This is a genomic window from Streptomyces olivaceus (assembly GCF_000721235.1).
Lineage (GTDB): Bacteria > Actinomycetota > Actinomycetes > Streptomycetales > Streptomycetaceae > Streptomyces > Streptomyces olivaceus.
On the sequence record NZ_JOFH01000001.1, the window covers coordinates 15828 to 38583 of the forward strand.

Sequence of the window (22756 nt, forward strand, 5' to 3'; positions counted from 1 at the left end):
GTGCGGCACAACGCGGATGAGGAGTGGAACAGGTGCCGGAACAGGCGGAGTCGACGGCGGGATCGCCGACACTCGAAATCAAGGACTTCCTGCGGCGTCGTCGTGAGCAGATCGCCCAGCGGTGGGCGGACGAGCCCCTCTTCCGGGCCGTGTTCACCGTCTCGCGCGACGAGGCGGTCGAGGCCGGCAAGGCCGTGGTCGACGCGCTCGCCCAGGTCGCGGACGCGGCACGGCTGGAGGACCCGGACGCCGCGGGTTTCACGGAGGTGCGCGAACAGCTGGCGCGGATGGGCACGGCCAGGTCCCGGGCGGGCCTGAGCACCGCGCAGGTGTCGGGCGAGCTGGCCGCGCTGCGGCCGCCGGTCGAGAACCTGCTGCTGGCGGATCTGCCGGACGCTCCGGCCGAGCACACCCGCGCCTGTGTCACCGCGCTGAGCGTGCTGATGGGCACCCTGCGGGTCGTGGTCATGCAGACGGCGCTCAGCGAGGGCCAGGCGCTCATCGACCGGCAGCGGCTGCAGCTTCTCGAGGTGGCCACTCCGGTCATCAAGCTGTGGGACGGCATCGTGGCGGTGCCGCTGATCGGCACGCTGGACAGCGCCCGCAGCCAGGTGGTGATGGAGACGCTGCTGGAGTCCATCGTGGAGCAGCAGGCGCGCTACGCGATCCTGGACATCACCGGTGTCCCCACCGTCGACTCGCTGGTGGCCCAGCATCTGATGAAGACGGTCGCGGCGGCCCGGCTGATGGGCGCCGAGTGCATCGTCTCGGGCATCCGGCCGGCGATCGCGCAGACCATGGTCCACCTCGGCCTGGATCTCGGCACCGTGGTCACCCGGGCGAGCCTCGCCGACGCGCTGGGCTACGTGCTGCACCAGCTGGGGGTCGGCATCGTGACGCCCGGCGCGAACGGCACCGGCACGAGCGGTGCGGTCGCGCGATGAGCCAGGCGTTTCCCGGTGCCCACGGGGCTCCGGTGACAGGGCATGTACCGGTGCTCCGGCTCGGTGAGGTGCTGCTGGTGACCCTCCAGGGGGACCTGCACGACAGCACGGCGCAGCAGCTCCAGGAGGACCTCGCCGAGACGATCGTGCACAGCGGCGCCACCGGTGTGGTCATCGACGTGTCGGGCGTGGAGATAGTCGACTCCTTCCTCGGGCGGATCCTGGCCGAGATCGCCGGGCAGACCGGGCTGCTGGCCGCGCGGACCGTGCTGGTCGGCATGCGCCCGGCGGTCGCCATCACCCTGGTGGAGCTGGGCCTGACGCTGCCGGGCGTGCACACCGCGCTCAGTACCGAGGTGGCCATGGAGCTCCTCAGGCAGCAGGCCCCGTCGTCCCGCTTCGGCGGCCTGCGCCAGGAGCGTCTGTGATGCACACTGCCGCGGGCTCCCAGGCCCGCCTGCCGATCCGTTCGGACATGGATCTGGTGTGGGTGCGACAGCATGTGCGGCAGACCGCCGCCCAGCTCGGCTTCGGCCTGGTCGACCAGACCAAGCTGGTCACCGCGGCCAGCGAGCTGGCCCGCAACACCCTCGTGTACGGCGGTGGCGGCACCATGGAGACGGAGACGCTGACCGGGGGCGCGACGCCCGGGCTGCGGCTGACCTTCAGCGACGAGGGGCCCGGCATCCCGGATCTCGAGCAGGCGCTCAGCGACGGGTTCACCTCCGGCGAGGGGCTCGGGATGGGGCTGGGCGGTGCGCGGCGCCTGGTGCACGAGTTCTCCATCGACAGCTCCCCCGGCGCGGGTACGACCGTGCGGGTGGCGTCCTGGGTGGGCCGGCCTCCGCGCCCGCGCGAGGAGGCCTGATGCCCCGCGTGTGGGACGTGCCGGTGCACGACTCGACCCGGGTGCGCGACGCCCGGGTGGCCGCGGAGCACGCGGCAGCCCTGGCCGGCCTCGACGAGCGGCGCACCGCCACCGCGTCGCTGGTGGCGACCGAGCTGGCCACCAACGTGCTCAAGCACGCCGGGGGCGGCACGGTCCTCATCGACGTCGTCGCCCCGCCCGTCCTCGCTGCCGACCACGGCGGAGCCCGGCTCGTGCAGGTCGCGACGGTCGACCACGGTCCGGGGATCGCCGACGTGCCGGCCGCCCTGCGCGACGGTTTCACCACCACGGGGTCGCTGGGCGCCGGTCTGGGCACCTGCGCGCGCCTCGCCGACGACTTCGACCTGCACAGCGTGCCGGGGCAGGGCACGGTCGTCGTCGCCCGGGTCGGCGCCGTCCCCGGCGGTCCGGCGGCCGCCCCGCGGGGTCCTGCGGCGCGGGTCCGGGCCGGTGCGGTGAACGTCCCGTTCGCCGGGGCGGAGTACTCGGGCGACGCCTGGGCGTGGGTGCGGGCCGGGGACGTGGTCTCCCTGATGCTGGCCGACGGGCTGGGCCACGGCCCGGAGGCCGCCCGTGCCTCGACCGCCGCCGTGGAGGCGCTCGGTGCCTCGGCCCACCTCGCGCCCGCCGAGGCGCTGCGGCGGCTCGACACGGCGCTGACCGGCACCCGCGGCGCGGCGGTCGCCGTCGCCCAGGTCGACACGCGCGCGGGAGTGCTGAGGTTCTCGGGCGTCGGGAACATCGGGGCGCGGCTGTGCGAGGGCGGCACCTGGCGTCACCTGGTGTCCCGGCCCGGCATCGTCGGCACCCACCGGCCCGCCACGCTGCGCGACCAGGAGGCGGTCTGGGCGGACGACCGGGTGCTGGTGCTGCACAGCGACGGTCTGCCGAGCCGCTGGTCGCCGACGTCCGACACGTGCCGTACGACGACCGACCCGGCGGTCACCGCCGCCGTCACGTTCCGCGACGCCAGCAGCCCGGCCCGGCCGGTGCGCGACGACACCGCGGTGGTCGTACTGGCCCCGACCCCGCCGGACGGCCCATGACCCGTACCTGGCAGATCGCCGACCTCAGCGACGCCGTGCGGGCGCGGGTAGCCACCGCGCGCCTGGCCGCGGCCTACGGGGTGCCGCCCCTGGAGCGCACGCGGCTGACGGCCTCGCTCGGCGCGCAGCTGCGGCTGTGCCTGGCCAAGGGCGGCGTGTGGCGGCTCACCCTGGAGACGGGCACGGTCTCGCCCGCCCCGCCGGAGCCCGGCCGGCACGTGCTGCACGCCGTGGTGACGCCGTCCCTCGACGCGGCTGCCGCCGGTCAGCCGCCGTGGCGGGTCACCGTGCCCTGCCCCGAGGCGGTGCCGGCCGTCGGTGCGGAGGTCGCGGCCGACGACTCGCTGGCGCCGGCGGAGGCGCTGCTGGACGCCGACGAGGACACGGCGCTGGTGCTGGAGCGGCTCACCGAGCAGGAGGGCCTGGTCGACTTCCACCGGGAGGAGCTGCAGCAGACGAACCAGGGCGTGGTGGCGCTGCACGCCGAGCTGGACGCGGCCGGGCGGGCCCAGCGGGAGGCGTTCGCGGCCGAGCGCAAGGCGCGTACGGAGGCGGAGCACGCCCGGCGCAGGCTGACGTTCCTGGCGGACGCGAGCGCGGTCCTGACGGCATCCCTGGACCACCACGAGATCGTGCGCCGGCTGCCGGAGCTGCTGGTGCCGGAGTACGCGTCGAGCGTCGACGTCTGGCTGTTCGACGAGGAGGACGAGCGTCCCGGCCCGGCCCATCCGGCCGCCGCCGTGGTCGCGGCCCGCACCGGTCGGCCGCAGTACGCCGCCGCGCGGCCCGGCGGCCTGCCCGGCGTCGACGAGCAGCCGCCCTCGGCGCTGGACCCGGACCGGCCCCTGCTGTGCATCCCGCTGCCGACCCGGCAGGCCCCGCTGGGCGTGGTGACGCTGTCCCCGCCCGGCGACCCGTGGGACCCGGACGACGCCGTCATGCTGGTCGAGCTGACCCGGCGGGCCAGCATCGCCGTCGACCATGCCCAGCGCTACCAGCACAACCGCGACATCGCCGAGACCCTGCAGCGGGCCCTGCTCACGGAGCTGCCCGCCCCGCCCGGTCTCGCCCTCGCGGCGCGCTATCTGCCGGCCACCCACGGCCTGAACATCGGCGGCGACTGGTACGACGCGTTCCGCCAGCCCGACGGCGGCGTCATCGTCGTGGTCGGCGACGTCACCGGGCACGGGCTGCGGGCGGCGGTGATGATGAGCCAGCTGCGGACGGCGCTGCGGGCGTACGCCGTCGACGGCGGCAGCCCCGGACGGCTGCTGACCCGGCTGCACACCTTCCTGCACCACCTCCAGCCCGACCTGTTCGCCACCGCGGTCATCGCCCGCTTCCACCCCGACGACCCCACCCTGACGTGGGCCGCCGCCGGTCATCCGCCGCCGGTGCTGCGCACCCCGGACGGGCGGGTGCGGACCCTGGACGCCAAACCCGGGGCGATGCTCGGGATCCCGCTGCGGCAGGAGATCGCCGACCACACGGTGCCGCTGGCGCCGGGCACCACGCTCGCGCTGTACACGGACGGCCTGGTGGAGCGCCGGGCCCAGGGCATAGACCCGGGCATCGCACGCCTCGCGCACGCCCTCGGGTCGTTCGCGCCGCAGGAGCTGGAGACGGACCTGGAGGGCTCGGCGGACGGGATCCTGCGTCCGCTGCTCAGCGACTCCGAGCGGGACGACGACGTGTGCCTGCTGCTGTGCCACTTCCGCGGCCCGGCCTGAACCGCGGCACCGCTCCCCCCCCCCGGCCCTCTCGGCCTCCTCCCGCCCGGTGCGCTCAGGGCCCGGGCGGGGCGTGCTGGTGACCGGTCCGGTCGCCTGCCTGCCGCACCCGGCTGGCCCTCCGGGCGCGGGCGCGGTGGGATCAATGAGGTGCGAAGCGGCGATCCTCGGGCAGGCGAAGGGCGTTCGCGGCTGACCGCCCGGAGCCGCAGAAAGGGATGAACACCGTGACACGACCCAGGATCCTGGTGGTCGGCGCAGGTTTCGCCGGCGTGGAGTGCGTCCGACGGCTGGAACGGAAGCTCTCCCCCCACGAGGCCGACGTCACCCTGGTGACGCCGTTCTCCTACCAGCTCTATCTGCCGCTGCTGCCCCAGGTCGCCTCCGGGGTGCTCACCCCGCAGTCGATCGCGCTCTCCCTGCGCCGCAGCAGCCGCTACCGCACGCGGATCATCCCGGGCGGCGCCATCGGGGTCGACCTCAAGGCGAAGGTCTGCGTGGTGCGCACCATCACCGACCGGATCGTCAATGAGCCGTACGACTACATCGTGCTGGCCCCGGGCAGCATCACCCGCACGTTCGACATCCCGGGGCTCACCGACAACGCCTTCGGCATGAAGACCCTGGCGGAGGCCGCGTACATCCGCGACCACGTCATCTCCCAGCTGGACCTGGCCGACGCCAGCCAGGACCCGGCGGAGCGCGCCTCACGGCTGCAGTTCGTGGTGGTCGGCGGGGGCTACGCGGGCACGGAGACCGCGGCCTGCCTGCAGCGGCTGACGCACGCGGCCGTCAAGCGCTACAACCGGCTGGACCCGCACCTCATCAAGTGGCACCTGATCGACATCGCGCCGAAGCTGATGCCGGAGCTGGGCGACAAGCTCGGCCGGGACGCGCAGGAGGTGCTGACCCGGCGCGGCATCGAGATCTCGCTCGGGGTCTCCATCGACAAGGCCGGACCCGAGGAGGTCACCTTCACGGACGGCCGCGTGGTGCCCACCCGCACCCTGATCTGGACCGCGGGCGTGGTGGCGAGCCCGCTGATGGCGACGCTCGGCGCGGAGACGGTCAAGGGCCGGCTCGCGGTCACCGCCGAGATGTGCCTGCCGGACCACGACGGGGTGTTCGCGCTCGGCGACTCCGCGGCCGTGCCCGACCTCGCCAAGGGCCAGGAGGGCGCCGTCTGCCCGCCCACCGCCCAGCACGCCATGCGGCAGGGCCGGCACGTGGCCGAGAACCTCATCGCCACTCTGCGCAACCAGCCGCTGCGGCCGTACGTCCACAAGGACCTGGGGCTCGTCGTCGACCTCGGCGGCGCCGACGCGGTCTCCAAGCCGCTCGGCGTCGAGCTGAAGGGGCTGCCCGCGCAGGCGGTGGCCCGGGGCTACCACTGGTCGGCGCTGCGCACGGGCGTCGCCAAGGCGCGGGTGGCGGCGAACTGGGCGCTCAACGCGGTGGCGGGCGACGATTTCGTCCGCACCGGGTTCCAGGCCCGCAAGGCGGCCAAGCTGAAGGACTTCGAGTACACCGACGCCTACCTGACGCCGGAGCAGGTGCGGGAGCGGGTCGAGGAGGCCGACCGGGCGGCCCGCTGACCCCCCGGCCGGCGGCGGTAGGGGGCATGACATGCTGAGAAGTGGATCTCGGCGTGAACCGGCCGGGCATCGGCTGTGAATCGGGAGAGTGTACGGCGGCGTGAAGGCAGCGGGGCGCTCGGTGCGGACACGGCTGCGGGATCATGCCGCCGCCTCCGATCCCGGGCTGTTGCGGCTGACGGCCGGGCTGCGGACGGTGGGTGCCATCGCGCTGACGCTGGCGGTGCTCGCCGTCTCCGGCGTGGACGTCAAGCACCTGGTGGCGGGCGCCATGGCGGCGATGGTCGCCACCTTCGCCATCCGCGAGAAGGAACTGGGCCCGCAGGCCGTCACGCTGGCGCTGGGCCTGCCCGTCGCGCTGGCCTCGGTGTCGCTGAGTTCGCTGCTCGCCTCGCGGGTGCTCGTCGGTGACGCCTTCTTCGTCGTCCTGATCTTCAGCGCCGTGTTCGTCCGCCGCTTCGGCGACCGCGGCACCGCGCTGGGCCTGATCGGCTTCCAGGTGTACTTCGTGTCGCTGTTCGTCGGTGCGAAGGTGTCGGGGCTGCCGGGTCTGTGGGCCGCGATCGCGGTGGCGTTCGCGGCCAGCGCGGTGGTGCGCTTCGCGGTCGTTCCGGCGACTCCGGCGCGGATCCTGCGGCGTCTGCGGCAGGCGTTCAGGGCCCGCCTCGGCCAGCTGATCGCGACGCAGATCGAGCTGCTCGACGCCGGTCCCGGGGACATCGAGAAGGTTCTGGAGCGGCTGCGGGACGGCACCGCGCGCCTGCACGAGACGGCGTTGATGATCCAGTCCAGGCTGGAGGAGGGCACGCCCGACGCGTCCACGGCACGGCTGGTGCAGCGGCGCGTCGCGGACGCCGAGATCGCCGCCGAACGCCTCGGACTGCTGCTGCTGACCGGGCGCAGCGCCGAGCGGGCGGACACCCTGACCCTGCACCTGCCGGGCGCGCCGGCGCCCTCCGTGGGCCGGTCGCCCGCGCCGGGCGAGGCCACGGAGATCCTGCGCCGCGACCTGGGGGCGCTGCGCGCACTGGTGCTGCGGCCGCCCGCCGAGGCCCGCGGCACCGCTCTGTCCCACTTGCGCAACCGGCTGCTCGGCTACCGGGACGAGGAGAACCTGCCGGAGGCGACCCCGGCCGTGCAGGACGTGTTCCGGGGCATCGGCGAGAGCGCGCGGGCGGTCATGGGCCTGCGGATGGCTCTGGACGGTCCGCAGGACGAGTCGGACGACTCGCCCGCGACGGCCCGTTCCCGGGAGGAGCTGGACGCCGAGGACGCGGCCATCGACGCGGGCGAGGAGGCGGCGGCCGAGGAGGAGGAGACCGGGCTGCGGCGGCCCACCACGCGGGCGGCGGTGCAGGTGGCGGTGGGGTCCTCGCTCGCCATCGTCGGCGGGGAGCTGCTGTCCACGCAGCGCTGGTACTGGGCCGTGCTCACCTGCTGGATCGTCTTCATCAACACCGCGTCCACCGGCGAGATCCTGGTCAAGGGCTACCGCCGGGTGCTGGGTACCGTCCTCGGGGTGGTGGCCGGCATCGTGCTGGCCGGTCTGGCGGGCAACCACACCTGGACCGCGTTCGGCCTGGTGCTGGTGCTGATCTTCGCGATGTTCTACACGGCGCCGCTGTCGTACACGCTCATGTCGTTCTTCGTCACGGCGATGCTCGGGCTGCTCTACACGCTGCTGCACACCTACAGCATGTCGGTGCTGCTGCTGCGCGTGGAGGAGACGGTGCTGGGCGCGGTCTGCGGGATCGTCGCGGCGGCGCTGGTGCTGCCGATACGGACCGACCGGCGGACCAACGAACTGCTCGGCACGGTGCTCGAACGGCTGACCGACGTCACGGAGGGCGCCGTCGACCAGCTCAGCGGCGGCCCCGCGGCCGACCTCCTCGACACGGCGCGGGAGCTGGACCAGGCGCTGGGCGACCTGCGGGCCGCCACCCAGCCGCTGACCCACCCGATCACGCCGCTGCGGTCCCGGCGGGACACGGCTCAGTACGTGGTGGCGCTGCTGGAGACCTGCGCCTACCACGCCCGGTCGCTGGCCGCGACGGCCGAGCTGCTGCCCACCCACCCGTCGATCGCAGCCGATCCGCGGCTGCGCGGGGCGGTGCGCCGCACGGTGCGCAACATCGAGGCGATCGCCGCCCGGGTCGCCGACGAGAACGCCCCGGCCGAGGTGGAGACCGGGCCGAGCATCGCGTCGCTGCTGGAGCCGGACGCGGGCGGGGTGCCGCGCTACGGCCGCATCACCGGCCGGGTCCTGCGGCACCTGGAGCGCCTGGACGAGGCCGTGGTCGGCCTCGCCCGGCCCCTGGACGTGTCAGTCGCGGCGCCCAAGCGCTGACCGTCAGAAGTCGCTCGGCAGGCCGCTGGCCTCGGCGATGCCGCGCAGTTCCTCGTTCTGGACGTGGCGTTCCTTGAGGTAGTCGGCGATCTCTTCGAGCCGTTCGGGGTCGGAGGCGGTGGCCGCGTCGGTGACGACCCGGACCGGGCCGGTCTCGTCGGTGCTGATCTCGACGACCTCGTTGTCGAGGCGGCCGGTGACCGCGGTGGCGATGACCAGGGCGGCCTCGTCCCTGATCGTCTGGGGCAGCGCCTCGGCGTTGTCCCCGTCCAGGGAGAAGTCGATGGTCGGCATCTGCTGCTCGTCGATCGCCTGGAGGACCGGTTCCACCACGCTGAGCAGCAGCTGGTAGTCGTCGTTGGGCATGCGCACGCGCAGGAGGTCGAGGTAGACGTCCACGGGACGTCCGTCCGGCGGAGGAATCTCGTGTTCGTTCATGCGGCCCGTGTTCCCCGTGCCGCGCGGCTCAGACCCTGCGCCAGCGTGCGAGGGCGAAGGAGAAGGCACCGAACAGCACGAGGCCCGCGGCGACGCCGACCAGCAGCCAGGGTCCGAGCGGGGTGGAGGCGAAGGAGCGGAGGGTGTCGTCGAGCCCCTTGGCCCGGTCGGGTTCGTAGTCGACCGCGGCCCGTACGGCGAAGGCGCCCGCCGCGGCGAAGACCACGCCGCGGGCCACGCCGCCGCCCACGCCGGTGACGTCGATCAGCCGCCGGACCCGGGGGCCGAGGGCGCCGAGCTTGAGCTTCTTGTGGTAGCTGCGGCGCAGCGCCTGCACGGCGATCACCACCCCGGCGACGACGACGGCGGTGCCGCCGAGGGCCACCAGCCACTGCCCGGCGGGCATCTCCATCGCCCGGGCGGTGACGTCCCGGGACTGCCGGTCGCTGGAGCCGCTGTCGCCCGAGCCGGCCGCGAAGGCCAGGACGGAGTAGGCGACGAAGGCGTAGAACACGCACCGTACGGCGGCCGGGACCCGCTTTTTCGCCGTGCGGCCGTCCTTGCCGGGGGCGCCGAAGACCGCCTCGGAAAGCCGCCACAGGGCCATGCCGGCGAGTCCGGCGCCGAGCGCCCACAGCAGTACGGCACCGAACGGCCGGCCCGCCAGCTCCTCCAGGGCGCCGCCCCGGTCCGCCTGCCGGTCCCCGGTGCCGAAGCCGATCTGCAGGGCCAGGATTCCGACCAGCAGGTAGATGACGCCGCGGGCGGTGAGCCCCGCCCGGGCGGCCCCCTCCACGGCTGTCCCGTTCGCCGCCCTCCGGATCCGGCGCCGGCCGGTGTGTGCCATGACTCGCGTGTTCATGCGGACCTCCCCTCCCGGACTCCGGATGCCCCGGTACCGGCCGCACACACCGGGGGACGTCACCATGCGTCTGCCCGTACGCCGTCGGACGGCGTACGGGCAGACGCGACTGCGCGTCGCTGCTCCAGCCCTGCTCGGCCCGGTCTCGGACCCTCTTCGTTCCCGAGGTCAGTCCGCCGCGGCCGCGGGCATCGGCGCCGGTGCCTTCGCCGACGTCATCGTCTCCGCCTTGGCGCCCGCCTTCGCCGGCATCGGTGTCCGCGCTGCCTCCACCGCCTTCGCTGTGTGCGTCGCCGCGGCCGTGAGCTGGAGCCGGGCGGCCTCCAGGGCCCGGGCCACGTCACGCGTGCCGGTCGACACGCACAGGGTGTACGCCAGGTCCCGGGTCCGCGGACCCGGTGCGCCCGTCGCGTCGGCGGGTTCGTTCGCCGCGGCCGCCTCGTACTCCTCCAGGAGTCCGCGCAGCACCGCGGGGTGCGGCATCAGCATGCCTTTCGTCCCTCCCTCGTACCGGCCCCCGTACTCGTCCCCGCTCCGTCCCGCCCGCTCAGCCGCGCACCGTCCGCTGCCCCGTGGCCTCGTCGCGGACGCGGGCGCAGCTGCGGCTGATGAGCCGCGAGACGTGCATCTGCGAGATGCCGAGCTGGTCCGCTATCCGGCTCTGTGTCATGTCCTCGAAGAACCGCATGTAGAGGATGGCGCGCTCGCGTTCGGGCAGCCGCCGCAGGCCCTCCTTCGCCGACTCGCGGTCGATGACGGTGTCGTAGGAGGCGTCGGCGGCGCCGAGGGTGTCCGCGAGGCTGTAGCCGTCGTCGCCGGCCGACAGCTCGGCGTCCAGCGACAGGGTGCTGAAGCTCTCCAGCGCCTCCATGCCGGCGCCGACCTCGTCCTCGGTCAGTCCGGTGTGCGCGGCGAGGGCGGCCACCGAGGGTTCGGGGCTCCCGGGGTTCTGGGTGAGCTCACGCCGGGCGACGCGCACCTTGTTGCGGAGCTCCTGGACCCGGCGGGGCACGCGCAGCGCCCACATCCGGTCCCGGAAGTGCCGCTTGACCTCGCCGGTGATGGTGGGCACGGCGTAACTCTCGAAGGCTCCCCGCTCCGGGTCGAAGCGGTCGATGGCCTTCACCAGGCCGAGCGCGGCGACCTGGCGCAGGTCTTCCAGGGACTCGCCGCGGTCGCGGAAGCGTCCGGCGATGCGGTGGGCCATGGGGAGCCAGAGCGTCACGAGTTCGTCGCGCAGGGCCTCTCGCTCGGGCCCCTCGGGCAGGTCCGCCAAGCGGCCGAAGAGCGCCATGGTGTCGGGGGCGTCGTCGTGCCGACGGCGGGCGGCGCCTGTGGCAGCCGTGGTGGCCGTCGGCGTGTCGGGACGGGTGGTGGGCGTTTCTGCGAGCATGCGGATTCGCTCCTGAACGGTGGTCTCAGGGGACTTGCCGCGGGAACGGGCGCTGCTCCGGGTCACCCCGGGGGGACCCGGAGCACCGAAGCAGCCGTACCGCTCCCGCTGCTGCGCCTCCGGTCCGAAGCACGACTCTGCGACTGCCCCTGTGCCAGGGGTACAAACTCCGCTTTTCGAAAAGTCATCAGGACAGCGGAACAACCACGGTGATGCACTTGCCTCCCGAGGGAAGATCTGCCACCCGTACGTCGAGTGCCAGCCGGCAGACGATCGGCCAGCCCCGGCCGCCGGGGCGGCGCCGGCCGCGCTCGTCGGTGGCCGGCAGGGCCACCGGCAGGTCGTGGCTCCGGTCGCACACCGAAAGGCGCACGCCGAGGCTCTCGACCTCGACCCGGAAGTCGGTGATGCCGCCGCCGTGCAGGATCGCGTTGGTGGTCAGCTCCGAGGCGACGAGAACGGCGTCCGACACGGCGTCCGCGTCGCACGGCTGCCCGCCGACGAGGCCGCGGCGGCCGGTGACGGCGCGTTCGACGGCGCGGCGCGCGTCGGCGGGCCGGCGGGGGCAGTAGGGCCGGTGCCGGTACACGTCGCGCTGCCCGACGACGGTTTCGATCGTGTTCCTGTCAGCCATCCGTCAGCTCCCTGATCGGTTGCACGAGCCGTGTCCGGCCGGTCCGCACGGCGGGCGGCCGCCGCGTCCCCGTCACTTTCGGCTCACCGGTCCCGGAGACCGCAAACCTTCGGCCCTCCTTACGGCCCAACGGCCATCCGGGCGCCGCGCGGGGGTACGCGGACCGTATGACGGATGTTGTGGACTCGGACGAACTGCTGCGCCGCATGCACCGGGCGAGGTCCTGTGCACTGGAGGAGAGGCGGAGCTGGCGGGCCAGGAGCGAGGAGTTGCGGCCGACCGACCAGGAGGGTTCCCGGGACGCCGCCGTGCGGGCGGTGGCGTACGAGGCCGTGGTGCGTGTGCTGGACGAGGTGCTCACCCCGGGCCGCAGCTCGGGGTGAGGGACCTCGGGGCGGGACGAGGGGCCGCGGGACGGATTGATTGACGGAGTGCCGGGCGGGAAACCGGCTCGGCATGACGGTCGACCACACCCGAGCACCGGTTCTGGAAGCCCTCGCCGCATACGGCCGCGAGGGACGGCTGGCGTTCACTCCGCCCGGCCACAAGCAGGCGCGGGGCGCCGACCCGGCGGTGCGGGAGGTGCTGGGCGACGCCGTGTTCCACGGGGACGTGCTGGTCACCGCGGGCCTGGACGACCGGCTCACCCGGGGGCGGGTGCTGCAGCGCGCCCAGGAGCTGATGGCGGACGCCGTCCACGCCGATCACACGTTCTTCTCCACGTGCGGGAGTTCCCTGTCGGTGAAGGCGGCGATGCTGGCGGTCGCGGGGCCGCACGAGCGGCTGCTGATCGGCCGGGACGCGCACAAGTCCGTGGTCTCGGGACTGGTCCTGTCCGGCATCGAGCCCGTGTGGGTGGAGCCCCGGTGGGACGCGGAGCGGCATCTGGCCCATCCGCCGTCCGCCGAGGCGTTCGAGCGGGCGTTCGCCGACTGCCCCGAGGCCAAGGGCGCCCTGGTCACCAGCCCGACACCGTACGGGGCCGGCGCCGACCTGCGGGCGATCGCCGAGGTCTGCCACCGGCGTTCGGCACCGCTGATCGTCGACGAGGCCTGGGGAGCGCACCTGCCATTCCACCCCGATCTGCCGTCGTGGGCGATGGACGCGGGCGCCGACATCTGCGTCACCAGCATCCACAAGATGGGCAGCGGTCTGGAGCAGGGGTCCGTCTTCCATCTCCGCGGTGACCTGGTGCCGCCGAAGCTCCTCGGCATGCGGGCGGACCTGCTCGGCACCACCAGCCCGTCGGCGCTGATCTTCGCCGGCCTCGACGGCTGGCGCCGGCAGATGGCGCTGCGGGGACACGAACTGGTGGGCGGCGCACTGGCGCTGGCGGGGAGCGTGCGCGCGGCGATCGAGGAGATCGACGGCATGCACGTCAACGACCGGGACGACTTCTGCGGCCCGGGCGCGGCCCACGGCTTCGATCCACTGCCGGTGATCATCGACCTGTCGGGGCTCGGCGTCTCGGGCTTCCGGGCGGCGGACTGGCTGCGCGCCGAGCGCGGCGTCGTGGCGCACATCACCGACCACCGGCGCATCGGCGCGCAGCTCACCCACGGCGACGACCGGGACACGGCGGACGAACTGCTCGCCGCGCTGAAGGACCTCGCCCGGGCCGCCCCCGGCCTGGACAGCGGCCCGCGGGTCGAGGTGCCGTCGCCGTCCGGACTGCGGATGCCGCAGGTGCGGCTGCCCCGGGACGCGTTCTTCGGGCCCACCGAGGACGTTCCGCTGGGCCGGGCGGCCGGGCGGATCGCGGCGGAGATGATCACCCCGTACCCGCCCGGCATCCCGGCCGTGCTGCCGGGCGAGCGACTGGCCGGGCCGGTCCTGCGCTACCTGCGCAGCGGCCTGGACGCCGGGATGTACCTGCCGGACCCGAGCGACCCGGCTCTGGAGACGATCCGGGTCGTGGCGGCGGGAGAGGAGTGAGACGCGTCACTCGCGGTTCGCGGAACCACCAGTGATGGTTTAGCGTTCACCCATACGTGGTGGCGGAGTCGACCGGGATGTCCTCCGCGGCCACCGCTCACGGCCCTGGCTGGTCTCCCCCGTCCAGCCAGGGCTTTTTCACACCCGCGTGCAGGCGTTCGCCGATTCGGCACGGAATTCGTACGGGATCTGCCGACCGCCGAGGTGCTCAGAACGCCGTCGGCGACTGAAATGGACACAGGGAAAGCCCCGGAACCGAATCGCCGGCGAGGAGCCCCGTGTCATGACCAAAGCGATCAAACTCCTGACCGCCCTCCCCCTTCCGCAGCGCGAACGGCTGACGGCCCTCGCCCGGGAGGTCGCCTTCCCGGAGGACGACCGGATCTTCGAGGCGGGCGAGAGGGCCGACCGCTTCTGGGTCATCCGCTCCGGCGCGGTCTCCCTGACCCAGCAGGTGACGGCCGTGCAGCGGGTCACGGTCGCCAGTCTCGGCGTGGGCGACCTGCTCGGCTGGTCCTGGCTGTTCCCGCCCTACGAGTGGGACTTCGGCGCCGAGGCCTTCAGCCCGGTACGCGCCTACGAGTTCGACGCGTCCACGGTGCTCACGCTGTGCGAGGAGGACCCGCAGCTGGGCATCGTCCTGGTGCGGTCGGTCGCCGAGATCCTCGCGCACCGCCTGGAGAACACCCGCGGCCGCCTCATGGAGCACTACGCCCTGCACGGGCGCGGCCCCCTGTGAGACCGTGCCCGACCGCGGAGGTCCGCGCGCCCCGCCCCTTGCGGCCAGGGGGCGTCGTTTGGAGCCTTGAGGGCAGTGGGGAAGTGCGTGCCGGGCCCCGCTCGGCTCCGGCACGATCCGAACGACGCCCCCTGAGTCAGACGCGGTAGCGGCGCAGGGCCGGCATCGCGACCGCGAGGACCAGCATCACGGCGACGACGAGCAGGCCGCCGCCGGTCACCGCCTCCCGCGCCCCCGCCGCCGAGCCCGCGCTGCCGTGCAGGACGTCGGCCAGCCGCGGGCCGCCCGCGACGACGACGGTGAACACGCCCTGCATGCGCCCGCGCATCTCGTCGGTCGCCGCGGACAGCAGGATCGCGCCGCGGAAGACCATCGAGACCATGTCGGCGACGCCGGCCACGGCCAGGAAGGCCACCGCGAGCCACAGGCTGCCGCTCAGTCCGAAGCCAGCGATGGCGGCGCCCCAGACGACGACCGCGCCGATCACCATCCAGCCGTGCCGCCGGGCCCGCGAGAAGGTCCCGGAGAACAGCCCGCCGGCCACCGCGCCGACGGGGATCGCGGCGAAGAGCAGGCCGAGGGCGAGTCCCTCGCCGTAGGGGGCGTAGGTCTCGGCGGCGAGTTGGGGGAACAGGGCGCGGGGCATGCCGAAGACCATGGCGACGATGTCGGCCAGGAAGGACAGCAGCAGGACCTTGTGCCCGGCGATGTAGCGGAAGCCGGCCACGATCTCGCGTACACCCGCACGCCGGACCGCGGTGCCGGCCAGTGGAGGCAGGGCGGGCAGCTTGTAGACCGCCCACACGGTGACGCACAGCGCCAGGGCGTCGATCAGGTACAGCTCGGGCAGGCCGATCACCGGGATGAGCGCGCCCGCCAGCAGCGGGCCGACCACCTGTCCGGTCTGCATGACGGTCGAGCCGAGGGCGTTGGCGGCGGGCAGCTCGCCCTCGGGCACCAGGCGGGCGATGGAGGCGTTGCGGGCCGGTGCGTTCAGACCCCAGAACGCCTGTTGCAGAGCGAGCAGCAGCATCAGCGCGCCCACCGACTCGAGACCGGTGACCGCCTGTACCCAGAACAGCAGCGAGGTGACCGCGATGCCGGTGTTGGTGATCAGCAGCAGTTTGCGGCGGTCCATGGTGTCGGCCACCGCGCCGCCCCACAGCGCGAACACGATCAGCGGCAGCAGGCCCGCGAGGCTCGCGGCGCCGACCCAGGCCGAGGAGCCGGTGATGTCGTAGATCTGCTTGGGCACGGCGACCGCGGTGAGCTGGCTGCCCACCGCCGTGACGACGGTGGAGGACCACAGCCTGCGGTAGGCCGGGCGGCGCAGGGGGCGGGTGTCCATCGCCCAGCGGCGCCAGCCGCGCCGCCCGGACGGGTCGGAACCGGACTCCGTCGCCACCGGTCCGGCGCCCGTCGACGCGCTGCCCGCGGGTCCGGTACCCGCCGGCGCACCAACTGCCGACCCGGTGCCCGCCGGCGCGCCGCCTGTCGGTCCGGTGCTCGCGGACGCACCGCCCGCCGGTCCGGTATCCGCCGACGCGCCGCCCGAGGGCCGGGTACCGCTCTCGTCACTGCTCTCGCTGGTGTCCACGCGCTTCCTACGTGCTCGATACATCTTCTTCTGCCGCGAGCATCACTATCGCAGCTCCGTTCGAGCGGGGTGGACCCGCACGGTGCGTCCCGTCCGCTCAGGCACCGGCGAGGAGGGAGGCTCCGAGGGCGATCATCGTGGCGGCGACCAGCCCGTCGAGCACCCGCCAGGCCGCGGGCCGGGCCAGGAACCTGCCGAGGTAACGGCCGCCGAAGCCCAGCGCGGCGAACCAGACCAGGCTGGCGCACACGGCTCCCAGCCCGAAGGTCCAGCGCAGCGCGCCCCGGTCGGCCGCGACGGAACCGAGCAGGAACACGGTGTCGAGGTAGACGTGCGGGTTGAGCCAGGTCAGCGCGAGACAGGTGAGGACCGCCCGGCGGCGCGACCCCGCCGCGTCGCCGTCCGCCCGCAGCACACCGGACGGCCGGAACACGCGCCGGGCGGCCAGGGCCCCGTAGCAGAGCAGGAAGGCGCCGCCGATCCAGCCGATCGCGGTCAGCGCGCCCGGCCAGGCCACCACCACCGCACCGACCCCGCCGACGCCCAGGGCGATGAGCAGGGCGTCGGACAGCGCGCAGATGCCGACGACGGCGAGGACCGCGTCGCGGCGGATCCCCTGCCGCAGGACGAAGGCGTTCTGGGCTCCGATGGCCACGATGAGCGAGAGGCCGGTGCCGAAGCCCGCGGCCGCGGCGGTGAGGGCGTTGGTCATACTCGCGACGCTAGGACGGCGATCACCGGACGTACAGCTAAAGATTCTTACGTATCCTTAGGGATCGTGATGATGACGGAGAACCAGAACCGGGCGCCGGTCTTCGCCGACCTGCCGCTGGACCAGGTGCGCACCCTGCTGGCCGTGGTGGACGAGGGCACGTTCGACGCGGCGGCCGCGGCGCTGCACGTCACGCCGTCCGCGGTGAGCCAGCGGGTCAAGGCCCTGGAGCAGCGCACCGGGCGGGTGCTGCTGCTGCGCACCAAGCCGGTGCGCGCCACCGACTCCGGCGCGGTGCTGGTGCGGCTGGCGCGCCAGGTGGCGCGGCTGGAGCGGGACGCGTCCGCCGAGCTGGGGCTGAGGGAGCAGGGCGCGCCGACCCGGGTGTCCGTGGCGGTGAACGCGGACTCGCTGGCGACCTGGTTCCTGCCCGCCCTCACCCGCCTCCCCCGGGAGCCCGGGATCTGCTTCGAGCTGCGCCGCGAGGACGAGAGCCACACGGCGGCGCTGCTGCGGGAAGGGGTGGTGATGGCGGCGGTGACGTCGTCGCCCGAACCGGTGCCGGGCTGCACGGTCGGCTCGCTGGGCCGGATGCGGTATCTACCCTGCGCCGCCCCGGAGTTCGCCGCCCGGCACCTGGACGGGCCACCGCGCGACGTGATCGCCGGCGCACCCGTGGTGGTCTTCGACCGGCGGGACGACTTCCAGGACGGCTTCGCGCGACGGCTCGGTCACGGCGGCGCGAGCGGCGCGCGGCACTACGTGCCGACCTCGGAGGGCTTCGTCGAGGCCGTCGCCGCCGGTCTGGGCTGGGGCATGGTGCCGCAGCCGCAGGCCGAACCCCTGCTGCGCACCGGCCGGTTGGTCGACTTCGCCCCGGACCTCGCGGTGGACGTGCCGCTGTACTGGCAGCAGTGGAAGCTCGACTCGCCGGCCCTGGCCGCGGTGGCCGACGCGGTGCTGGCGGCCGCCACCGAGGCACTGCGCCGGTAACCGCACGGCACGAGCCCGGGTCCGCCGGTTTCACCCCGCCCTCGACAGGTCACCCGCAGTGGAGCAACCCATGCGCGAGGGCGCGAACGATACCGATCGCAGGTGACTTTGATGGACGACTGGCGAGAGCACGCCGCATGCCGCACGGAGGACCCCGACCTCTTCTTCCCGATCGGCACCACCGGACCCGCCGCTCTGCAGACCGAGCAGGCGAAGGCGGTATGCCGGACCTGCCCGGTCCAGGAGCAGTGCCTGAGGTGGGCGCTCGACACCGGGCAGACCCTGGGCGTCTGGGGCGGAACCGGCGAACTGGAACGCCGGGCGCTCAGGCGGCGCGAGTCCGCGCGCCGGCGCTCAGGCTGACGCGCCGCGAGCCCGGCCGCGAGCGTAGGCTCGAAGGGGTGCCGACGGCGGGTGCGGCCGCCGTCACGCAGGAAGCCGTCACGCAGGAAGGGGTCCGGCCATGAGTGTGCGAGTGCGCCGCGTCTACGACCCGCCCGAACCCGGCGACGGCGTACGGGTCCTGGTGGACCGGCTGTGGCCGCGCGGCATGGCGAAGGACTCGGCACACGTGGACGAGTGGCCCAAGGATCTCGCCCCGTCCACGGCGCTGCGCCGCTGGTACCACGCCGGCGAGGGCTCCTACGCGGAGTTCGCCCAGCGCTACGAGGCCGAGCTGGCCGCCCCCTCAGCGGCCGAACTCCTCGGTCACGTCCGGGAACTGGCCCGCGAGGGCGACGTGACGCTCCTGACGGCGTCGAAGTCGCCCGGGGAGAGCCAGGCCGCGGTGCTGCTCCGCCTCCTCGGCGAGAAGTGAGGCGGAGCGGCCCGTCCGGCGCTCGGTCCCGTCCGGCGCTCGCCCCGTCCCCTCGGCCGGTCTCCGTTCAGTCGGCCTCCCTCAGCCGGTCTGGTGGGCCGCCGCCCGGCCCGCGGCGCGGCCGGAGAACAGGCAGCCGCCGAGGAAGGTGCCCTCCAGCGCGTTGTACCCGTGCACTCCTCCCCCGCCGAAGCCGGCCACCTCGCCGGCCGCGTACAGGCCCTCGACGGGCGTGCCGTCGGCCCCGAGGGCGCGGGAGTCCAGGTCGGTCTGGATGCCGCCGAGCGTCTTGCGGGTGAGGATGTGCAGCTTCACGCCGATCAGCGGCCCCGCCGCCGGGTCGAGGATGCGGTGCGGCGCCGCGACCCGGCCGAGGCGGTCGCCGACGTAGCGGCGGGCGTTGCGGATGCCCTGCACCTGGGCGTCCTTGGCGTACGGGTTGGCCATCTGGAGGTCGCGGGCCTCGATCTGGCGCCGCAGCGCGGCGGCGTCCAGGAGCGGTTCGTCGGTCAGGCCGTTCATCCGGTCGACGAGCTGCTCCAGGTTGGGCGCGGTCACGAAGTCGGCGCCCTTGCGCAGGAAGGCGTCGACCGGCCCCGGGGCGCCCTTGCCGAGGAGCCGGGTGCGCAGGAATCCGGCGCGGTCCTTGGCGGTGATGTCGGGGTTCTGCTCGGAGCCGGAGAGTGCGAACTCCTTCTCGACGATCCGCCGGGTGAGGACGAACCATGAGTGGTCGTGCCCCGCCAGGCCGTCGGCCGTGCGCAGGTGCCGGAGCGTGCCGAGGGTGTCGTAGCCGGGCAGGTACGGCTCGGGCAGCCGGCGGCCGAGGGCGTCGAACCACATGGACGACGGTCCGGGCAGGATGCGGATGCCGTGACCGGGCCAGATCGGGTCCCAGTTGCGCAGGCCCTCGGTGTAGTGCCACATCCGGTCGCGGTTGACCAGGCGTGCCCCGGCCTCGGCGCTGATGCCGAGCATGCGTCCGTCGACGTAGGCGGGGACGCCGGTGACCATCTGGGCGGGCGGGGTGCCGAGGCGCTCGGGCCAGTGCCGCCGGACGATGTCGTGGTCGGCGCCGATGCCGCCGGAGGTGACGATCACGGCCTGCGCGGCGAGTTCGAACTCGCCGGCCGCCTCCCGGCCGGAGGGCACGCCGCGGGGCGAGTGGTCCTCGGCGAGGACGGTACCCCGCACGCCGCGCACGGTGCCGCCCTCGGTGACGAGGTGGTCGACGCGGTGGCGGTGGCGGAAGGTGAGCAGTCCGTCGCGCGCGGCCTGCCTGGCGTGGTGCACGAACGGCTCGACGACACCGGTGCCCGTGCCCCAGGCGATGTGGAAGCGGGGCACGGAGTTGCCGTGCCCGCCGGCCCGCAGGTCGCCGCGCTCGGCCCAGCCGACGGTGGGCAGGAAGGTGATGCCGTGCCCGGCCAGCCAGGACCGCTTCTCCCCCGCCGCCCACTCGACGTACGCCCTGGCCCAGCGCACCGCCCAGGAGTCCTCGTCCTCGGTCCGGTCGAAACCGGCGCTGCCCTGCCAGTCGTTCCAGGCCAGGTCGAAGGAGTCCGTGACGCCGAGGCGGCGCTGCTCGGGCGAGTCGACGAGGAAGAGGCCGCCGAAGGACCAGAAGGCCTGCCCGCCGAGGTTGGCCGCGTTCTCCTGGTCCACCAGGAGGACCCTCCGGCCCCGGCTGGTCAGCTCGTGGGCCGCGACCAGGCCCGCGAGGCCCGCTCCGACCACGATGACGTCGGCATCCATGACGACCGTCCCTTCCCGATGTCCGTCAGTGACGAGTGCTGCCGTCGGTGAGCAGCGCGGTGAGCAGTTGTCCCAGCCAGGTCCGGGCGTGATCGACGTCCCGGTCGAGGAGCAGCTGGGTGGTGACCCCGTCGTAGGCGGCGACCACGGCGTGCGCGGCGCCGTCGATGGAGCCCAGTACGGCGGGCAGGGCGGTGTGCCCGCGGGCCCGGGCGAGCCGGTCGGCGACGGCCCGGCGCAGGCGGGCCCGGTGTTCCAGCAGGGTCCGCGCGACCTCCGGGTCCCGGGCGGCGTGCACCAGGAAGTCCGTCTTCACCAGGAGCCAGTCCCGGTCCAGGAGCAGCACCTCGGTGACCCGGTCCACGGCGGCCGGCACGTCGAGGCCGGGGCCGTCGGAGGCGAGGGCGGTGGCCACCTGCTCGGCGATCATGTCGGCCCGTTGCCGGTAGAGGGCGAAGAACAGCTCGTCGAGGCTGTCGAAGTTGGAGTAGAAGGCGCCCCTGCTGTAGCCGGCCGCGTCGCAGACCTCCTCGATCGACACGCGCCCGAACCCCTTGGCGGCGAACACCTCGAACGCCGCGTCCAGGAGGTTCGCGCGGGTGCGCACGCGACGCCTGGTCACCCGCCCGGCCGTCGGCCCCGCCGCCATGCCGTGCCTCCTCGGTCCGTTCGACGCGCGCACGCCTCTGCTCGCGTAGGCGTTGGATGCATGAATGTATCGGATACACCGGTGTATCGAAAGAGTGCGCGGCGACCGGCCGGATCAGAGAACCGCGACACTCCTGTTCCTATTTAGAACACACTTTCGAACAAGGAGTACGCTGGTCGCATGACCATGCACCTCCAGGGCTCGCTCTTCGACCAGACCGACGAGGTCCGGCTCGCCCCGCTCGACGGGCTGCGCCGTACCCGCCTCGGCTCGGGGGCCTGGATCGACCTGCTTCCCGGGTGGCTCAGCGGCGCCGACGCGCTGTTCGAGCGGCTGGCCTCCGGGGTGCCCTGGCGCGCGGAGCGCAGGGCGATGTACGAGCGTGTCGTCGACGTACCCAGGCTGCTCGCGTTCTACGGCGCACCCGACCCGCTGCCGGACCCACTACTGGCCGAGGCCCGCGACGCGCTGTCCGCGCACTACGCCGATGAACTGGGCGAGCCGTTCACCACGGCCGGGCTCTGCCACTACCGGGACGGCCGGGACAGCGTGGCGTGGCACGGGGACCGGACCGGCCGGGGCGCGCGCCGGGACACGATGGTCGCGATCCTGTCGGTCGGCGCGCCCCGGGACCTGCTGCTGCGCCCGGCTGGCGGCGGGGACACCGTGCGCCGCCCGCTGGGCCACGGCGATCTGATCGTGATGGGCGGCTCCTGCCAGCGCACCTGGGAGCACTGCGTGCCCAAGAGCAGCCGCGCGGCGGGCCCCCGCATCAGCATCCAGTTCCGCCCGCACGGCGTGCGCTGAGGACCGGAGGTCCGGTCCCGTCCCCGGGTCTGATTGGCTGTTCCCCGCGGGGCAACCGACCTGGAACGCGGGAGACGATGAGCGCGGACGTACGGCAAGTGGCCGACAACACCTACCTGGTGCACGGCGGCCACACGAACTGGGTGATCCTCACCGACGGCGACGCGGTGACCCTCGTCGACACCGGCTATCCCGGTGACCGGGGGCTGCTGCTCGACTCCCTGGCGGCCGTCGGGAGTTCGCCCGACGCGGTGGCGGCGGTGCTGATCACCCACGCCCACAACGACCACCTGGGCTCCGCGGAGTACCTGCGCTCCGCCCACGGCACTCCGGTACTGCTGCACGAGGCCGAGGTACCGCACGCGCGGCGCGACTTCCTCCAGCAGGTGTCGGTCGGCACCGTCCTGCGCAACGCGTGGCGTCCGGGCGTGCTGCCGTGGACGGTCCACGTGCTGCGCTCCGGCGGCACCGAGCAGCACCCGGTGACCGCGCCCGCGCCCTTCGCGGCCGGCGGCCCCCTCGATCTGCCCGGCCGGCCCGTGCCGGTGCACACCCCGGGCCACACCGACGGCCACTGCGTCTACCACCTGCCCGAGGCGGGCGTGCTGATCTCCGGCGACGCGCTGGTCAGCGGACACGCCATCTCCCGGGTGCGGGGACCGCAGCTGCTGCCGGGCCTGTTCCACCACGACCGGGCACGCGCGACGGCCTCGCTGGACGTCCTCGCTGCTCTGGAGGGCGACCTCCTGCTCCCGGGACACGGCCCCGCGCACCGGGGCCCGCTGAAGGACGCCGCGGCCGAGGCCCGCGAACGGGAGTCCCGGAGCCCGTTCTAGGGGGCGTCGTTTGGATCAGGTCGGCTCCGGGGAACAGC

General features: G+C 74.0%; 24 protein-coding genes. 15 read left to right on the forward strand and 9 right to left on the reverse strand.

All coding sequences use genetic code 11. From position 1 onward, the window contains the following. Positions 1-32 precede the first annotated feature (32 nt). The 7 genes from IG94_RS0100065 (at position 33) to IG94_RS0100095 (ending at position 8551) form a co-directional block, all read left to right on the forward strand. Positions 33-944 carry an STAS domain-containing protein gene (locus IG94_RS0100065; RefSeq protein ID WP_031028969.1) on the forward strand — a complete coding sequence of 304 codons (912 nt, stop codon included), beginning with the start codon at positions 33-35 and terminating at the stop codon, positions 942-944. Next, on the forward strand, positions 941-1372 hold the full coding sequence (locus IG94_RS0100070; RefSeq protein ID WP_031028972.1) for an STAS domain-containing protein: 432 nt from the start codon (positions 941-943) through the stop codon (positions 1370-1372). The genes IG94_RS0100065 and IG94_RS0100070 overlap by 4 nt, the downstream gene beginning before the upstream one ends. Further along, the gene (locus tag IG94_RS0100075; RefSeq protein WP_031028975.1) at positions 1372-1812 is read left to right on the forward strand and encodes an anti-sigma regulatory factor; all 441 of its coding nucleotides are present in this window, start codon (positions 1372-1374) and stop codon (positions 1810-1812) included. Before IG94_RS0100070 ends, IG94_RS0100075 begins: the two co-directional genes overlap by 1 nt. Beyond that, positions 1812-2879: an ATP-binding SpoIIE family protein phosphatase gene (locus tag IG94_RS0100080; RefSeq protein ID WP_031028978.1), complete on the forward strand. Its 1068-nt coding sequence runs from the start codon at positions 1812-1814 to the stop codon at positions 2877-2879. The genes IG94_RS0100075 and IG94_RS0100080 overlap by 1 nt, the downstream gene beginning before the upstream one ends. Further along, positions 2876-4609, forward strand: coding sequence for a PP2C family protein-serine/threonine phosphatase (locus IG94_RS0100085; protein ID WP_031028981.1), 1734 nt, complete (start codon positions 2876-2878; stop codon positions 4607-4609). Before IG94_RS0100080 ends, IG94_RS0100085 begins: the two co-directional genes overlap by 4 nt. Positions 4610-4827: 218 nt before the next feature. Continuing rightward, on the forward strand, positions 4828-6204 hold the full coding sequence (locus IG94_RS0100090) for an NAD(P)/FAD-dependent oxidoreductase (RefSeq protein ID WP_031028983.1): 1377 nt from the start codon (positions 4828-4830) through the stop codon (positions 6202-6204). A 100-nt stretch (positions 6205-6304) separates the two neighbouring features. Continuing rightward, complete coding sequence (locus IG94_RS0100095; protein ID WP_031028986.1) at positions 6305-8551, forward strand: FUSC family protein; 2247 nt, start codon at positions 6305-6307, stop codon at positions 8549-8551. A 3-nt stretch (positions 8552-8554) separates the two neighbouring features. Here the strand turns inward: IG94_RS0100095 and IG94_RS0100100 are convergent, their stop codons facing one another. The 5 genes from IG94_RS0100100 to IG94_RS0100120 all read right to left on the reverse strand — a co-directional run bounded on the left by IG94_RS0100100 (position 8555) and on the right by IG94_RS0100120 (position 11878). Further along, positions 8555-8989, reverse strand: coding sequence for a hypothetical protein (locus IG94_RS0100100; RefSeq protein ID WP_031028990.1), 435 nt, complete (start codon positions 8987-8989; stop codon positions 8555-8557). Between the two features lie 28 nt (positions 8990-9017). After that, positions 9018-9851: a DUF1206 domain-containing protein gene (locus tag IG94_RS0100105; RefSeq protein ID WP_031028993.1), complete on the reverse strand. Its 834-nt coding sequence runs from the start codon at positions 9849-9851 to the stop codon at positions 9018-9020. 168 nt (positions 9852-10019) lie between these two features. Then, entirely contained in the window at positions 10020-10340 is a 321-nt protein-coding gene (locus IG94_RS40055; RefSeq protein WP_078892119.1) for a DUF5133 domain-containing protein, read from the reverse strand. A 58-nt stretch (positions 10341-10398) separates the two neighbouring features. Then, positions 10399-11244 (reverse strand): SigB/SigF/SigG family RNA polymerase sigma factor, encoded by an 846-nt coding sequence (locus IG94_RS0100115; protein WP_031028998.1) that lies wholly within the window; start codon positions 11242-11244, stop codon positions 10399-10401. A 187-nt stretch (positions 11245-11431) separates the two neighbouring features. Further along, a complete protein-coding gene (locus tag IG94_RS0100120) occupies positions 11432-11878 on the reverse strand; it encodes an ATP-binding protein (protein ID WP_031028999.1) in 447 nt (148 codons plus the stop codon). A gap of 167 nt (positions 11879-12045) precedes the next feature. On the opposite strand from IG94_RS0100120, the gene IG94_RS0100125 reads away from it, so the two are divergent. The 3 genes from IG94_RS0100125 to IG94_RS0100135 all read left to right on the forward strand — a co-directional run bounded on the left by IG94_RS0100125 (position 12046) and on the right by IG94_RS0100135 (position 14552). Beyond that, positions 12046-12261, forward strand: coding sequence for a hypothetical protein (locus IG94_RS0100125; RefSeq protein ID WP_031029000.1), 216 nt, complete (start codon positions 12046-12048; stop codon positions 12259-12261). A gap of 73 nt (positions 12262-12334) precedes the next feature. Then, positions 12335-13813 carry an aminotransferase class I/II-fold pyridoxal phosphate-dependent enzyme gene (locus tag IG94_RS0100130; RefSeq protein ID WP_031029002.1) on the forward strand — a complete coding sequence of 493 codons (1479 nt, stop codon included), beginning with the start codon at positions 12335-12337 and terminating at the stop codon, positions 13811-13813. A 283-nt stretch (positions 13814-14096) separates the two neighbouring features. Beyond that, positions 14097-14552 (forward strand): cyclic nucleotide-binding domain-containing protein, encoded by a 456-nt coding sequence (locus IG94_RS0100135; protein WP_031029003.1) that lies wholly within the window; start codon positions 14097-14099, stop codon positions 14550-14552. A 136-nt stretch (positions 14553-14688) separates the two neighbouring features. Here IG94_RS0100135 and IG94_RS0100140 read toward each other — a convergent pair whose 3' ends face one another. Both IG94_RS0100140 and IG94_RS0100145 read right to left on the reverse strand, forming a co-directional pair. Next, on the reverse strand, positions 14689-15957 hold the full coding sequence (locus IG94_RS0100140; protein WP_031029004.1) for an MFS transporter: 1269 nt from the start codon (positions 15955-15957) through the stop codon (positions 14689-14691). A gap of 289 nt (positions 15958-16246) precedes the next feature. After that, positions 16247-16861, reverse strand: coding sequence for a LysE/ArgO family amino acid transporter (locus IG94_RS0100145; protein WP_031029005.1), 615 nt, complete (start codon positions 16859-16861; stop codon positions 16247-16249). 69 nt (positions 16862-16930) lie between these two features. Between IG94_RS0100145 and IG94_RS0100150 the strand changes: the two genes are divergently transcribed. The 3 genes from IG94_RS0100150 (at position 16931) to IG94_RS0100160 (ending at position 18671) form a co-directional block, all read left to right on the forward strand. Continuing rightward, the gene (locus tag IG94_RS0100150; RefSeq protein ID WP_224326234.1) at positions 16931-17854 is read left to right on the forward strand and encodes a LysR family transcriptional regulator ArgP; all 924 of its coding nucleotides are present in this window, start codon (positions 16931-16933) and stop codon (positions 17852-17854) included. Between the two features lie 111 nt (positions 17855-17965). Beyond that, positions 17966-18217 carry a WhiB family transcriptional regulator gene (locus IG94_RS0100155; RefSeq protein WP_031029007.1) on the forward strand — a complete coding sequence of 84 codons (252 nt, stop codon included), beginning with the start codon at positions 17966-17968 and terminating at the stop codon, positions 18215-18217. Positions 18218-18317: 100 nt separating this feature from the next. Further along, on the forward strand, positions 18318-18671 hold the full coding sequence (locus tag IG94_RS0100160; RefSeq protein WP_031029009.1) for a DUF488 domain-containing protein: 354 nt from the start codon (positions 18318-18320) through the stop codon (positions 18669-18671). An 81-nt stretch (positions 18672-18752) separates the two neighbouring features. On the opposite strand, the gene IG94_RS0100165 is transcribed toward IG94_RS0100160, so the two are convergent. Both IG94_RS0100165 and IG94_RS0100170 read right to left on the reverse strand, forming a co-directional pair. Continuing rightward, the gene (locus tag IG94_RS0100165) at positions 18753-20426 is read right to left on the reverse strand and encodes an FAD-binding dehydrogenase (protein WP_031029011.1); all 1674 of its coding nucleotides are present in this window, start codon (positions 20424-20426) and stop codon (positions 18753-18755) included. Positions 20427-20451: 25 nt separating this feature from the next. Beyond that, positions 20452-21075: a TetR/AcrR family transcriptional regulator gene (locus tag IG94_RS0100170; protein ID WP_031029012.1), complete on the reverse strand. Its 624-nt coding sequence runs from the start codon at positions 21073-21075 to the stop codon at positions 20452-20454. 180 nt (positions 21076-21255) lie between these two features. On the opposite strand from IG94_RS0100170, the gene IG94_RS0100175 reads away from it, so the two are divergent. Further along, a complete protein-coding gene (locus IG94_RS0100175) occupies positions 21256-21882 on the forward strand; it encodes an alpha-ketoglutarate-dependent dioxygenase AlkB (protein WP_031029014.1) in 627 nt (208 codons plus the stop codon). A 77-nt stretch (positions 21883-21959) separates the two neighbouring features. Continuing rightward, positions 21960-22718, forward strand: coding sequence for an MBL fold metallo-hydrolase (locus tag IG94_RS0100180; protein WP_031029018.1), 759 nt, complete (start codon positions 21960-21962; stop codon positions 22716-22718). Positions 22719-22756: the final 38 nt, after the last annotated feature.